Here is a 13,074-nt window from a genome sequence, read left to right as displayed (position 1 = left end):
GAAGCGCGGCCGGGACTCGTCTTGTACGAAACGGACACCGTCCGTCGCCTTGCGGGCAGCCCGAAACCGCCGTACACGAGGCATATGGCCGACAACGAGACTCTCGTAGAGACCGTGCGACCCGCGAGCCCGGTCACGCTGGAAGCCGACTACGACCCCACCGTCTCCCGGTGGCTGTGGCTGGTGAAGTGGCTGCTCGCCCTGCCGCACTACCTCGTCCTCGCCCTTCTTCTCGTCGGCACCGCCCTCACCACCCTCGTCGCGCTGTTCGCGATCCTGTTCACGACCCGCTATCCGCGGCTCCTGTTCGACTTCAACGTCGGCGTGATGCGCTGGGCCTGGCGCGTGGCCTACTACTCGTACGGCACCCTCGGCACCGACCGCTATCCGCCGTTCACGCTCGCGCCGGTGCCCGACTTTCCGGCACGCTTCGACGTCGTCTACCCCGAGCGGCTCTCGCGCGGCCTCGTCCTGGTCAAGTGGTGGCTGCTCGTGCTGCCCCAGTGGCTGATCGTGTCGCTGCTCGTCGGCGGCGCCAGCACCGGGGGCGGCGTCGCGGGGCTGCTCACGTTCTTCGCCGCCGTCGCCCTTCTCTTCACCGGCGTCTACCCGCGCGGCATGTACGACCTCAACATCGGACTGCACCGCTGGGCGGCGCGGGTGTCGGCGTACGCGGGCCTGATGACGGACGTCTACCCGCCGTTCCGGCTCGACCAGGGAGCGTACGAGCCCCGCTAGCGTCCTGCCTCACGGGTCCTGGCGGCCGAGCACCGCGGCGATCCCCGCCACCGCCCCCGGCCCGACCCGGCAGCAGCCGCCCACGAGCCGGGCCCCGGCGTCCCGCCACGCGGTCACCTGCTCCGGCGCGAACGTGGCACGGCCCGCCCAGGCCCGCGCCCCGGCGTCCCACTCCTCGCCACTGTTGGGGTAGACCACGACCGGCTTGCCGGTGACCCGGGCGGCGATCCGCACCGCCGCCTCCACGTCCCGCGGGGCGCAGCAGTTGACGCCGACCGCGACGACCTCCTCGGCATCGGCGGCCACCGCGAACGCCTCCTCCAGCGGCTGCCCCGCACGCGTCCGTGCACCCTCGACGCTGTACGACAGCCACGCCGGCACCCCGAGCCCGCGCACCGCCCGCACCAGGGCCCGCGCCTCGTCCGCGTCCGGCACGGTCTCCAGGGCGAACGCATCGGGCGCGGCCCCGGCGAGCACCTCCAGCCGCGGCCGGTGGAAGGCGTACAACTCCTCCTCGCTCAGCCCGTACCGCCCCCGGTACTCGGACCCGTCGGCGAGCATGGCCCCGTACGGTCCGGCGGACGCGGCCACCCACAGGGGCCGCCCGGCCCCGGTGTCCCTCGCGGCCCGACGTGCCAACTCGACACTGCGAGCCATGAGTTCGGCCGCCCGCCCGCGCCCGATGCCGCGCCGCGCGAACCCCTCGAAGGTGGCCTGATAGCTGGCCGTGATGGCGACGCTCGCGCCCGCCTCGTAGTACGCGCGGTGCGCCGCGGCGATCGCCTCCGGCTCCTCGGCGAGCAGCCGAGCCGACCACAGCTCGTCGCTCAGATCGTGCCCGGCGGCCTCCAACTGGTTGGACAGGCCGCCGTCGAGGACGAGCACACCGTCGGCCAGGGCGCGGGTGAAAAGGTCGCTGGTCATGCGCACGACGCTAACCGACCCGCGCCCGGAGCCCGCCGTCTACCGCACCGTGAGCACGAGCTTCCCCGTCACCCGGCCCGTGTCCCCCTCGGCGTGCGCCTTGGCGGCCTCGGCCAGCGGATACGTACCGGAGACGTGCACCTTCAAGTCGCCCGACTCGACGAGCCCGGCGACCGCGCGCATCCCCGCCTGATCGTGCTCGACGAGCATGGCGGTGGCCCGCACCCCCAACTCGGCCGCCCGCGCGAGGACGTCGTCGAGAGGCGTGGGCAGCAGCGAGACGAGGATGCCGCCCGGCCGCAGCACCTCCAGGGAGCGCAGCCGGTCCTCGCCGCCGAGCGTGTCGAGCACGACGTCGATGTCACCGGTCTCGGCCACGTAGTCGGCGGTGCGGTAGTCGACGACCTCGTCAGCGCCCAGTCCCCGTACGAACGCGTGCTTGGCGGCCGACGCCGTCCCGATGACGTACGCGCCGCGCGCCTTGGCGATCTGCACCGCGGCATGTCCCACACCGCCGGCCGCCGCGTGCACCAACACGCGCTGCCCCGGCTCCACCCGGGCGATGTCGACGAGCGCCTGCCAGGCGGTCAGCGAGACCAGCGGCAGCGCGCCCGCCTCGACGTGGCTCAGCCCCGCCGGCTTCGGCACGAAGGCGCGGGCGGGCCCGGCCACGTACTCGGCGTGCGAACCGGCCCCGTACGGATAGGGCAGCATGCCGCACACCTCGTCGCCCGGCTGGAACAGGGAGACGCCGAGCCCCACCGACTCGACGACCCCGGACACGTCCCAGCCGAGCACGAACGGCGGCTCACCGAGGAATGCCCCGGACGCGCGGTGCTTGTAGTCCGTGGGGTTCAGCCCTGCCGCGTGCACCGCGACCACGATCTGCCCGATACCGGGCCGCGGCCGCGGCACCTCGATCTCCTGCAGCACCTCGGGACCGCCGAGGGTGTCCTGACTGATGGCCTTCATGGTGGTGGTGTCGTCACTCATGGGACCAGGGTGCGGCATGGTGCCGGGACTGTGGCGTCGGCCCGCGGAAATGTCCTCGTACGCCGCACAGTCCCAGCCACCGAGGGAGGCTCACACGCCCTCCGGCCACTCCCAGCGCTCCAGGTCCCGCAGCCACACCCGCGCGTTGCTGTCCGACGGGGCGCGCCAGTCGCCGCGCGGCGAGAGCGAACCGCCCGCCGACACCTTCGGGCCGTTCGGCATCGCGGACCGCTTGAACTGCGCGAACTGGAAGAAGCGGCGGCAGAAGTACTCCAGCCAGTGCCGGATCTCGGCGAGGCTGTACTGCCCGCGGTCCTCCTCCGGGAAGCCGGGCGGCCAGGCGCCCGCCTCCACGTCGCGCCACGCGTGCCACGCCAGGAACGCGATCTTGGAGGGGCGGAAGCCGTAGCGCAGCACGTGGAAGAGCGTGAAGTCGTGCAGCGCGTACGGGCCGATCTTCGACTCGGTGGACTGCAGTTCCTCGCCGGGGACCAGCTCCGGGCTGATTTCCGTGTCGAGGATCGCGGTGAGGATCCTGCCCGCCTCGTCGCCGAACTGGTCGCTGCTGACGACCCAGCGGATCAGATGCTGGATGAGCGTCTTGGGCACGCCGCCGTTGACGTTGTAGTGGCTCATCTGGTCGCCGACGCCGTACGTGCACCAGCCGAGCGCCAGCTCGGACAGGTCGCCGGTGCCGAGGACGATGCCACCGCGCTGGTTGGCCAGGCGGAACAGGTAGTCGGTGCGCAGGCCCGCCTGGACGTTCTCGAACGTGACGTCGTACGCAGGCTCGCCGTTCGCGAAGGGGTGGTCCATTTCGCGGAGCATCAGCCGCGCCGTGTCCGTGATGTCGAGCTCGGCGGCCGTGACGCCCAGGGCCTTCATGAGCGCGTGCGCGTTGGACTTGGTGTGCTCGCCCGTCGCGAAGCCCGGCATCGTGAAGGCCAGGATGTCGGTGCGGGGACGGCCCGCCCGGTCCATCGCGCGGGCCGCGACGATCAGGGCGTGCGTGGAGTCGAGGCCGCCGGAGACACCGATGACGATCTTCGGGTCGCCGATCGCGCCCATGCGCTGCACCAGGCCGGAGACCTGGATGTTGTACGCCTCGTAGCAGTCCTGGGCGAGGCGCTCGGCGTCGGCGGGCACGAACGGGTAGCGCTCGACGCGGCGCTTGAGGCCCAGGTCGGTGCTGGTGGGCGGGTCCAGGTGGAAGTCCACCCGGCGGAAGCCGCCGGTGCGGGCGGCGAGCGTGCGGCGGTTGTCGTCGAACGTGCCCATGCGCTGGCGTTCCTGGCGCAGCAGGTCCAGGTCGATGTCGGCCACCGCGTGCTGGTCGCCCAGCGGGAAGCGGTCCGTCTCGGCGAGCAGCACCCCGTTCTCGTAGATCATGGTCTGGCCGTCCCACGAGAGGTCCGTGGTCGACTCGCCCGCTCCGGCCGCCGCGTACACGTAGGCGCTCAGGCAGCGGGCCGACGCGGAGCGGCACAGCAGCTTGCGGTCCTCGGCGCGGCCGACCGTGATGGGGCTGCCGGAGAGGTTGAGCAGGACCGTCGCGCCGGCGAGGGCCGCCTCCGCGCTGGGCGGCACCGGCACCCACATGTCCTCGCAGATCTCCGCGTGCAGGACCAGGCCGGGGACGTCCTCGGCGGCGAAGAGCAGGTCCGTGCCGAACGGGACCTCCGCGCCCCCGATCCGGATCGTCCCGCCGCGCTCGTCGTCGCCCGCCGCGATCTGCCGCTTCTCGTAGAACTCCCGGTAGGTCGGGAGGTACGACTTGGGCGCGACGCCGAGGATCCGGCCGCGGTGGACGACGACCGCGCAGTTGTAGATGCGGTTGCGGTGCCGCAGCGGCGCGCCGACCACGAGGACGGGCAGGAGGTCCGCGGAGCCGGTGACGATGTCGGCGAGCGCCTGCTCCACCTCGTCGAGCACCGGGTCCTGGAGGACCAGGTCCTCGATGGAGTAGCCGCACAGGCCCATCTCGGGGAAGAGCGCGACGGCGACTCCGTCCTCGGCGCAGCGGCGGCCCTGGCGCAGGACGGCCTCCGCGTTGGTGCGCGGGTCGGCGATGGCGGCGTGGCCGGTGCACGCGGCGACCCGCGCGAAACCGTGACTGTAGATCGACCGGAAGTTCACCCGTCCATGATGTCAACCGGGCCGGGGCCGTGCGCGCCGGGGCCTGTGGGGCGGCGGGCCGGTGCCGCGGTGCACCCTCTGCAATGTTCTGGCCGAAGGTGGTCCGGGTGGTGCCGCTCTCTGACCGGCGCGTGAGCGAAGCGGTTCGGCGGCGTTCTCGTACGGGGAGACTTGTCTGTGATCCCCCTACGGGGCGGGGGAGTTGTGGAAGCGTCCTCGGGCACAGACGGAGAGCACGCGAACAGGGGGAAGCGTGGAGATCAGGTTCTCGGTCCCACACGGTGCGCCGGACGCACCGGACGCGGGGGAGTGGAGCGACAAGGAACTGCAGTCGCTGCGGGACTGGCTGGAGGACGACGACCAGCTGCGCTCCGCCGGACTGCGCGTCGAGAGCGGGTACCTGGACCGGCCCGGCGCCATGGGCGACCTGCTCGAATGGGTCGGCGTCGGCTGCGGCGCGGTGTCCCTGGCGATCGACGTGACGCACAGCGTCCGCGGCTGGTGGCGCAGCCGCGGGCACGAGGACGAGGTCACCTTCGTGGTGCGCGGCGAGGACATCGAGCGGATCAGCGGAATGCTGCGCGACATCGGCCTGATCGAAAGCGAAGGCGAAAGCGAAGGCGAGGGCGAGGGCGAGGTCGACGGCGGGGACGGCCGCGGAGCCCCGCGATGACACAGGCCCCGCCCGGCGCGGACAGCGGGCCGCGGCGCGTTGACCCGAAGAAGTCCGCCTGCCTGCTGATCGGGGTCAACGACTACCGGCACCCGTCGATGGAGCGCCTCGACAGCGTCGAGCACAACCTGGCGAGACTCAAGGAGGTGCTGCTCGACCCGGACATCGGCGGCTTCGAGAGCGATCGGGTCCAGGTGCTCGCCAACCCGGTCTCGGCACGCCGGATGACCGCCGCGATCGAGGCCGCCGGGAAGCTCGCCGCCGAGGACACACTGATCGTCTACTACGCGGGCCACGGCATGCGCGAGGGCGAGGACAACCGCCTGTTCCTGACGCTGCCCGACACGGAGCGCGGACAGCCCGAGACCTGCGTCGACACCAAGTACGTGCGCAAGGCCATCAGCCGCTCGCCCGCTCCCCGGACCGTGCTCGTCCTGGACTGCTGCTACAGCGCCCGGTGGACGCGCGACGGCACGATGTCCGGGGGCGAGAGCGGAGGAGAGGTCGCCGCCCGATCCGTCCGCGACCTCAAGGGCCTCTACCTGATGGCCTCCTCGCCGCACAACCGCGCCTCGCATGCCCCCGACCCCGAGCACTGCTCGGTCTTCACCGGCGCGCTGGTGCAGGTCCTTGAGCAGGGCGACGCCGAGGCCGGCGAGTCGATCCCCCTGAAGGACGTCTTCGACCGGGTGCGCAGACGGGTTGAGGAGTGGGTGGCCGACCAGGAGCGCAGCGACGCGGCGGCCCCGCTGTCCACGGACGAGAACGGTCTCGGCGAGTACGCCTTCGTGCGCAACGCCGCCCGGCGCCCCGCCCCCGCGCCGCCCGCGGCCCCCACGCCGCCGCCGCGGCGGGGCCGCTTCCTGGCCCTCGGCATCGCCGTCGGCCTCGCGCTCGGCCTCACCACCGGATTCCTCACCCCGTACGCCAAGGAGCGGCTGGCCGGGCCCGCTCCCCACCACGAGGCACGCGGCGCGTGCTCGCCCGAGGCGGCGCTGCTCGACCACTCCGACGCCCTCGACAAGGACGACGTGGACACCGATCCGGTGGCCGGCCTCTCCGGACTGTCGTTCGCGCCCGGCACTCAGGAGCCCGGCGGCCCGAGGACGGTCTACGCGGTGGCCGACAATGACGCCGCCCGGATCTTCCCGATCACCCTGCGCTCGCCCGACGCCCTCGCCCCCGAGGCGGGGCGGGCCCGCACGCTGCGCCCGCTCAAGGGCGACACCTTCCCGGAGTGGTTCGACGCCGAGGCGATCGCCGTGCCGCAGGACGGGAAGTCGGCCTTCGTGGCGGGGGAGACCGAACCCACGATCCGCCGCTTCGACCTGCGCACCGGCCGCCAGCTGGGCGATCCGCTGCCGCTCCCGGAGCAGTTCGAGATCTTCCCGAAGGGCGGCGCGACGGCCGGCCACACCATCGAGTCCATGACCCTGTCGCCGGACGACCGGTACCTGTTCGTCGCCCTGGAGACCCCGATCGCCGCGGACGGCGACGCACGCGGCCGCAACATACTGCGCATCCAGCGCTACCAACGCACGGCCGACGAGAAGTCCTACGAGCCGGACAGGCAGTACGCCTACCGCGCCGACGAGGGCCTCGGCCTCGCGGACCTCGTGGCGGTCTCCGACACCCGGCTGCTCGCGCTGGAGCGGCAGTACGTGGTCGGCCTGGGCAACGCGATCCACGTCAACGACCTCTCGCTCGCCACGGCGGAGAACGTCGCGGACAAGAAGCAGTTGTACGGGGAGCCGTCCGACGCCTTCATCGACGCCGACGAACTGTTCGACCTGGGGAAGTGCCCCGCGGGCAGCCCCGGAGCGGTGCGGAACAAGGGCACGCAGGCGAACCCGCTCCTGGAGAACGCCGAGGGCATGGCCCTCGGCGACACCATCGACAAGGGCCCCTACAAGGGCCGCAGGAATCTGCTCCTCGTCTCGGACGACAACCGCAACAAAACGCAGATCACCCGCCTCTACTCCTTCGCCGTCAAGCTCTGAGCCGGGCGCCGGGCAGGACGGCCGGAGTCCGGCGGCAACCTTTCCCGCACCGGCGGCGACTCCTGCACGACGGCCGCCACGCCCCTGCCCCCCAGGGCGGCCGTCCGGTCGGCCGGGGCGGCGACGGGACCGCCGCCCCGGCCGCCATGACCTCACAGGGGCAGGGCCGGCGGGGCTACGCCAACTGCTCGAAGACGAAGCCGAACTCGGCGGGCCCGGGCGTGAGCCGGTACTGCGGGAGTACGCCGGGACCGCACGACTGCGTCCCGATGCCCTGCTGCGCGTGGTCGAGGTGCACCCACAGCGTGCCGCCCGGCTTCAGATCCGTACGGTGCCGGGCCGCGTCGAGCTGCTCCGTCGTCCAGCGGCGGGCCGTGAGAGCGTAGGCGGGCTCGCCCGCGACGCGCAGTCCGCCGAACTCCGCCCAGCGGACGTCGACCCGCGCCCCGTTCTCCTGCGGCCGCACGTACGGGGTGTGCAGGGCGGCGACGTCCGCCTCCCAGCGGCCGAGCCGCGCAGCCTCCCGCGTGTCCGGGTACGCCTCGCCGGGCCCACCGCCGAACCAGCGCACGGCCACGTCGTCGACGGGCAGGCCGAGCCGGACGCCGAGCCGGGGCAGCGGCAGCCGCCAGTCGCCCTCCGGGACCACGGACACCGTCAGCCGCAGCCGCCGCTCGTCGGCCGTCCACCGGTAGTCCGCGCGCAGCCCGATGTCGCGGCTCGCCGGGCCGACCCGCGTACGGACCGTCAGCGTGTCGTCCGTCAGCTCCACGCCGTCCACGCGGTGCTGCATCCGGTGCAGGCCGAACTCCCGCCACCGGGGGCCGAGCCGCTCGTCGTCCTGCCAGCTCGCGCCGTCGTCGTTGTCCGTGGGCGCCCGCCACACGTCGAGCCGGGGAGCGGAGGCGAGCCGTACGCCGCCGATCGCGCGCAGGGCCCCGGTGAGCGCGTCGAAGGTGGCGGGCCCGAGCGTGAGCACGCCGTCGGCGAGGGTCGGCCGGGCACCGACCGCCGTGTCGGGGGCGGCAGTTGAGGCAACGGGAGCGCTCTGCCCCCACGCCACCTCGTGCCCGTCGCCGTCCAGGGCGCGGATCGTCCAGTACCCGTCACGCGCGGCGGGCGCCGACAGCTTCACGTCGGCGGACTCGCCGGGCGTGAGCGGCGGCACGGTGAGCGTGCCGCGCTCCACGGCCCCGCCCTCCACCTCGTACGCCCAGTCGAAGGCCAGGTGGGACAGGTCGCGGAAGTCGTAGTGGTTGGTGACGCGGACGGAACCGGCCGCCGCGTCGACGGTGATCCGTACCGGCTCGATCACCTTCTTGAACTCGACGAGCCCCGGAGACGGCGTCCGGTCGGGGAAGAGCAGCCCGTCGCAGACGAAGTTCCCGTCGTGCAGCTCCTCGCCGAAGTCCCCGCCGTACGCGTATCCGTGCCACTCGTCGGCGACGCCGTGGTCGATCCACTCCCAGACGAACGCGCCCTGGAGCCGGTCGTGCGCCTCGAACAGCTTCTGGTAGTCGGCGAGTCCGCCGGGCCCGTTGCCCATGGCGTGCGCGTACTCGCACTGGATGAAGGGCAGCCGCCGCCGCTTCTCCGGCCCGCCGTCGAGACCCCGGCCGATCCGCTCGACCTCGGCGTGATCGGCGTACATGCGCGAATAGACGTCGGTGTCACGACAGTTGATGTCGCCCTCGTAGTGCACCAGGCGCTCGGGGTCGCGGGCGTGGATCCACTCGGCCATCGCGGTGAGGCCGCGCCCGGTGCCCGCCTCGTTGCCGAGCGACCACAGCACGATCGACGGGTGGTTCTTGTCGCGCTCGACCATACGGGCAGCCCGGTCGAGCAGCGCCGGGGTCCAGCGCTCGTCGTCGACCGGGTTGTCCCGCCAGCCCTGCTCGACGAATCCGTGGGTCTCCAGGTCGCACTCGTCGATGACCCACAGGCCGTACTCGTCGCACAGGGCGAGGAAGGCGGGGTGCGGCGGGTAGTGGGAGGTGCGGACGGCGTTGATGTTGTGGGACTTCATCAACGCGACGTCGTGGCGCATCGTTTCGAGGTCGAGCGCGCGGCCGCGCTCCGGGTGCCACTCGTGCCGGTTGACGCCCTTGAAGAGGATCGGCGTGCCGTTGACCTTGATCAGCCCGTCGGACAGCTCCACGGTGCGGAACCCGATCCGCAGCGGCACCCGCTCACCGGCCGTGGCCAGCTCGCCGTCGTACAGGCGCGGCGTCTCGGCGGTCCACGGCTCGACGGCGACGGTGACCGGCTCCCCGGTGGCCACGTCGACGCCCAGCTCGGGCACGGTGATCCGCCCCGCCACGTCGCTGTCGACACGGAGCGTGCCGAGCCCGCTGGTGTGGTCGTACGAGGCGTGCGTGAAGAAGTCCCGGACGCCGTCGGCCGGACGGTGCAGCAGGGTCACGTCGCGGAAGATGCCGGGCAGCCACCACTGGTCCTGGTCCTCCAGGTACGAGCCCGCGGACCACTGGTGCACGCGGACCGCGAGGACGTTGCCGGTGGGGGCGAGGAGGTGCCCGACCTCGAACTCGTGCGGCAGCCTGCTCCCCTTGAACTCGCCCAGCTCCGTGCCGTTCAGCCACACCTTCGCGCAGGACTCGACCCCGTCGAAGCGCACCACGGCCGAACCGTCGGCGGGCCAGTCGGCGGGCAGGTCGAAGACGCGCAGGTGGTCCCCGGTCGGGTTCTCGTCAGGGACGAACGGCGGGTCCACGGGGAACGGGTAGAGGACGTTCGTGTAGATCGGCGCCCCGAACGCCCCGTCGCCCTGCATCACCCAGTGCCCCGGCACGACGACCTCGTCCCAGCCGTCGGCGGCGTACCCGGGGGCAGCGAAGGAACCGTCGTGCGCATCGGCCCGCTCCGCCAGCCGGAAGCTCCATGTCCCGTTGAGCGAAAGGACATTCGCGGACGACTCCGCATACCAAGCGCGGGGCGGGAGCGCACCGCGGCCGGGGGAGGGGTCGGTCACGTAGGCGATGGACATGGGTCTCCTTGTGTAGTGGCGTTGCGGCGGCTCGGCAATCAAGCCCCTCCGGCGATTGAGGAGCGGGATCCGGGGCGGAGCCCCGAGGCGTCACCCACCACCCCTTCCAGCGCGAACGTGGCCGCACCAAGACTCACCGGATCCGTGACGACAGGCGAAAGAACGATCTCCGTGGCGGCCAGCGCCGGCGCCAGCGCATGCCGGGCGACGGCCGCACGCACCTCGTCCACCAGGGGACCGCCAAGGCTCGCCGCGACCCAGCTGCTGAGCACGACGACCTCGGGGTTGAGGAGATTGACGAGGTCGGCGACGGCCGCCCCGAGATGCCGCGCGGTCTCCCGCACCACGTCGAGGGCCTGCGCCGAGCCCTCCGCGGCGGCACGGCCGATCGCCTCGATGGTGGCGGTCTGGTCCTCGGGGTGCAGGAGCGGCGAACCGGGGTGCAGCTCTCGCATGTTGCGCATGATGCCCGGCGCCCCCACATACGCCTCGACACACCCCCGGTCACCGCAGTGGCACGGCCGTCCGTCGAGCACGAGGGTGGTGTGGCCCCACTCGCCGGCGCTGTTGGTGACACCCCGGTGCAGCGTGCCGCCGAGCGCGAGGCCCGCGCCGACGCCGGTGCCGAGGTTGACCACGACCGCGTCGTCCCGGCCGCGGGCCGCGCCGAACCACAGCTCGGCGACGGTCGAGGCACGCAGCGGATTGTCCAGGTACACGGGTACGTCGAGGTGCCGGGCGAGGAGTTCGCGCAGCGGCACCGCGGCGTGCCAGCCCCAGTTCGCGGCGTACACGCTGATGCCGCCCTGCCGGTCCACGAGCCCCGGCATGCAGACGCCGACGCCGAGCACGGGGCCGCCGGTGTCGGCGTCGAGCACCGAGTGCACGGCGTCCGCGATGACGGCGGCCACCTGCCCGGGCTCGTGCGCGCCGGGCCGCAGTTCGCGGTCGGCGCGGCCGACGACCCGCAGGTTCAGGTCGAACAGCTCGGCGTGCACATACGTCTCCGCGACGTCCACGCCGACGAGCGAGCCGCGTCCCGCGTCGACCGAGACGAGGCCGCGGGGCCGCCCGCCCGCCGAGTCCTCGAAGCCGCCCGTGGCGAGGATCCCCAGGTCGAGCAGTTCCCCGACGAGCGTCGCCACGGTCGCCGAGCTGAGTCCTGTCTCGGCGGCCAACTCCTGCCGGGAGACGGCGGGTCGGGCGAGGCACCGGCGCAGCACCTCGTACCGGTTCGCCGTCCGGATGTCGCGGGACGTGCGCTTCATGCCGTCAGGCTAGGAGCGCCCGACGGGCTTCGACAAGGGGTTGGGGAAAGGGTTTTCTAAAGTAAGTCATACGCTGCGGGGGAGCAGCGCCCGGACGAACGCATTGCTGAACTTCCCCTCCGGATCGAGCCGTTCGGCCAGCGCGACGAAGTCCGCGGCGTGCGGATAGCGGTCGGCGACCTGCGCCGGGTCGGCCGTGAAGACCTTCCCCCAGTGCGGCCGCGCATCGAACTCCCGCAGCCGGTCCTCGACCAGCGAGACGACCGGAAGCACACGCTGCGCGTCCGCCACCCACGTGAAGTGGAACGCCACCGTGTCCCGGCCGTACGAGGGGCTCAGCCACTGCGTGTCGGCGGCGACCGTGCGCACCTCGCAGACCTGGACCACGGGCGCGATCCGGTCCCGCACCGCGTCCAGGGCGTGCAGCGCGGCCACCGCGTGCTCACGCGGCAGCAGATACTCCGACTGCAGTTCGTCGCCGCTGCTCGGCGTGAACTCCGCCCGGAAGTGCGGCAGCCGCTCGTGCCAGGGCCCCGGCACCCCGAACTGCTCGGTGCAGTGCACGGCCGACATCCCCGGCACCGGGTGCTGCGCCTCCACGGCGGGCTCCGCCCACGGGAAGTCCAGCGCGTCCGGCAGCCGCCGCTTCACCCACACCTGGTCGAAGCGCGGCCCGCGCCAGCCGGTGAACAGGCTCACGCTGTACGCGGCCGAGGACACGGCGGCGAAGTCGAGCCCGGCGAAGGGAAGTTCACGGAACACGTGCTGCGCGACCTCGAACGAAGGCTCCACGTCCAGCGTCAACGACAGCACGACACCGAGCGCGCCCAGCGACACGACCGCCCCCTCGAACCCGGTGTCACCGCGCGCGAGCGTCACCAGCTCCCCGTCCCCGGTGAGGATCTCCACGGCCCGTACGGACTCGGCGAGCGACCGGTTGCCGTTGCCCGAGCCGTGCGTGCCGGTGGCCACCGAACCGGCGACGGAGATGTGCGGCAGCGAGGCCATGTTGGGCAGCGCGAGCCCGTGCGCGTGCAGGGCGGCGGCCAGCTCGGCGTAGCGGACACCGCCGCCGACGCGGACGGTGCGCTCCGCGCTGTCCACGTCGATCCGGGAGGGCAGTGCGCCGAGCGACACGAGCGCGCCGCCGCGCTCCGCGTCCACGTCGGCGATCCGGTTGAACGAGTGGCCGCTGCCGAGCACCCGTATGTGTCCGCTCTTGGCGACCAGCGTGCGCAGCTCGTCGACGTCGGCCGGGCGGTGCAGCAGGTCCGCGGCGAAGGTGATGTTGCGGGCCCAGTTGGTGATGGATCGCACGGTGCGACCTTTCTGTGAAAG

At 72.7% G+C, this 13,074-nt stretch carries 9 protein-coding genes; 3 read left to right on the top strand and 6 right to left on the bottom strand.

Features of this window, described 5'->3' with window-relative positions:
* Positions 1–84: 84 nt before the first annotated feature.
* Positions 85–738 (top strand): DUF4389 domain-containing protein, encoded by a 654-nt coding sequence (locus tag ACY34M_RS11430; RefSeq protein WP_462718303.1) that lies wholly within the window; start codon positions 85–87, stop codon positions 736–738.
* A 9-nt stretch (positions 739–747) separates the two neighbouring features.
* On the opposite strand, the gene mmuM is transcribed toward ACY34M_RS11430, so the two are convergent.
* The 3 genes from mmuM to ACY34M_RS11415 all read right to left on the bottom strand — a co-directional run bounded on the left by mmuM (position 748) and on the right by ACY34M_RS11415 (position 4,791).
* A complete protein-coding gene (gene mmuM / locus ACY34M_RS11425) occupies positions 748–1,662 on the bottom strand; it encodes a homocysteine S-methyltransferase (protein WP_462718302.1) in 915 nt (304 codons plus the stop codon).
* 39 nt (positions 1,663–1,701) lie between these two features.
* Positions 1,702–2,655, bottom strand: a complete 954-nt coding sequence (locus tag ACY34M_RS11420) for an NADP-dependent oxidoreductase (RefSeq protein ID WP_462718301.1) — start codon at positions 2,653–2,655, stop codon at positions 1,702–1,704.
* Between the two features lie 90 nt (positions 2,656–2,745).
* On the bottom strand, positions 2,746–4,791 hold the full coding sequence (locus tag ACY34M_RS11415; RefSeq protein WP_462718300.1) for an NAD(+) synthase: 2,046 nt from the start codon (positions 4,789–4,791) through the stop codon (positions 2,746–2,748).
* A 253-nt stretch (positions 4,792–5,044) separates the two neighbouring features.
* On the opposite strand from ACY34M_RS11415, the gene ACY34M_RS11410 reads away from it, so the two are divergent.
* Both ACY34M_RS11410 and ACY34M_RS11405 read left to right on the top strand, forming a co-directional pair.
* Positions 5,045–5,464 (top strand): effector-associated constant component EACC1, encoded by a 420-nt coding sequence (locus ACY34M_RS11410; RefSeq protein ID WP_462718299.1) that lies wholly within the window; start codon positions 5,045–5,047, stop codon positions 5,462–5,464.
* Positions 5,461–7,464 (top strand): caspase, EACC1-associated type, encoded by a 2,004-nt coding sequence (locus ACY34M_RS11405; protein WP_462718298.1) that lies wholly within the window; start codon positions 5,461–5,463, stop codon positions 7,462–7,464. The genes ACY34M_RS11410 and ACY34M_RS11405 overlap by 4 nt, the downstream gene beginning before the upstream one ends.
* Positions 7,465–7,639: 175 nt before the next feature.
* Here ACY34M_RS11405 and ACY34M_RS11400 read toward each other — a convergent pair whose 3' ends face one another.
* From ACY34M_RS11400 to ACY34M_RS11390, 3 genes are all read right to left on the bottom strand, one after another.
* Positions 7,640–10,468: a glycoside hydrolase family 2 TIM barrel-domain containing protein gene (locus ACY34M_RS11400; RefSeq protein WP_462718297.1), complete on the bottom strand. Its 2,829-nt coding sequence runs from the start codon at positions 10,466–10,468 to the stop codon at positions 7,640–7,642.
* Between the two features lie 38 nt (positions 10,469–10,506).
* Complete coding sequence (locus ACY34M_RS11395) at positions 10,507–11,736, bottom strand: ROK family transcriptional regulator (protein ID WP_462718296.1); 1,230 nt, start codon at positions 11,734–11,736, stop codon at positions 10,507–10,509.
* A gap of 66 nt (positions 11,737–11,802) precedes the next feature.
* On the bottom strand, positions 11,803–13,053 hold the full coding sequence (locus ACY34M_RS11390) for an FAD-binding protein (protein WP_462718295.1): 1,251 nt from the start codon (positions 13,051–13,053) through the stop codon (positions 11,803–11,805).
* Positions 13,054–13,074 lie beyond the last annotated feature (21 nt).

It is taken from the genome of Streptomyces sp. EDA2-14 (assembly GCF_054963755.1).
Note: the sequence above shows the minus strand (reverse complement) of the source record. Positions and strands in the feature narration are given on the sequence as shown.

Excerpts from the sequence above, each read along its gene's own strand:
- ACY34M_RS11430 (WP_462718303.1), top strand. The coding sequence starts at position 85 with ATGGCCGACAACGAGACTCTCGTAGAGACCGTGCGACCCGCGAGCCCG.
- ACY34M_RS11400 (WP_462718297.1), bottom strand. The coding sequence starts at position 10,468 with ATGTCCATCGCCTACGTGACCGACCCCTCCCCCGGCCGCGGTGCGCTC.
- mmuM (WP_462718302.1), bottom strand. The coding sequence starts at position 1,662 with ATGACCAGCGACCTTTTCACCCGCGCCCTGGCCGACGGTGTGCTCGTC.
- ACY34M_RS11395 (WP_462718296.1), bottom strand. The coding sequence starts at position 11,736 with ATGAAGCGCACGTCCCGCGACATCCGGACGGCGAACCGGTACGAGGTG.
- ACY34M_RS11405 (WP_462718298.1), top strand. The coding sequence starts at position 5,461 with ATGACACAGGCCCCGCCCGGCGCGGACAGCGGGCCGCGGCGCGTTGAC.
- ACY34M_RS11420 (WP_462718301.1), bottom strand. The coding sequence starts at position 2,655 with ATGAGTGACGACACCACCACCATGAAGGCCATCAGTCAGGACACCCTC.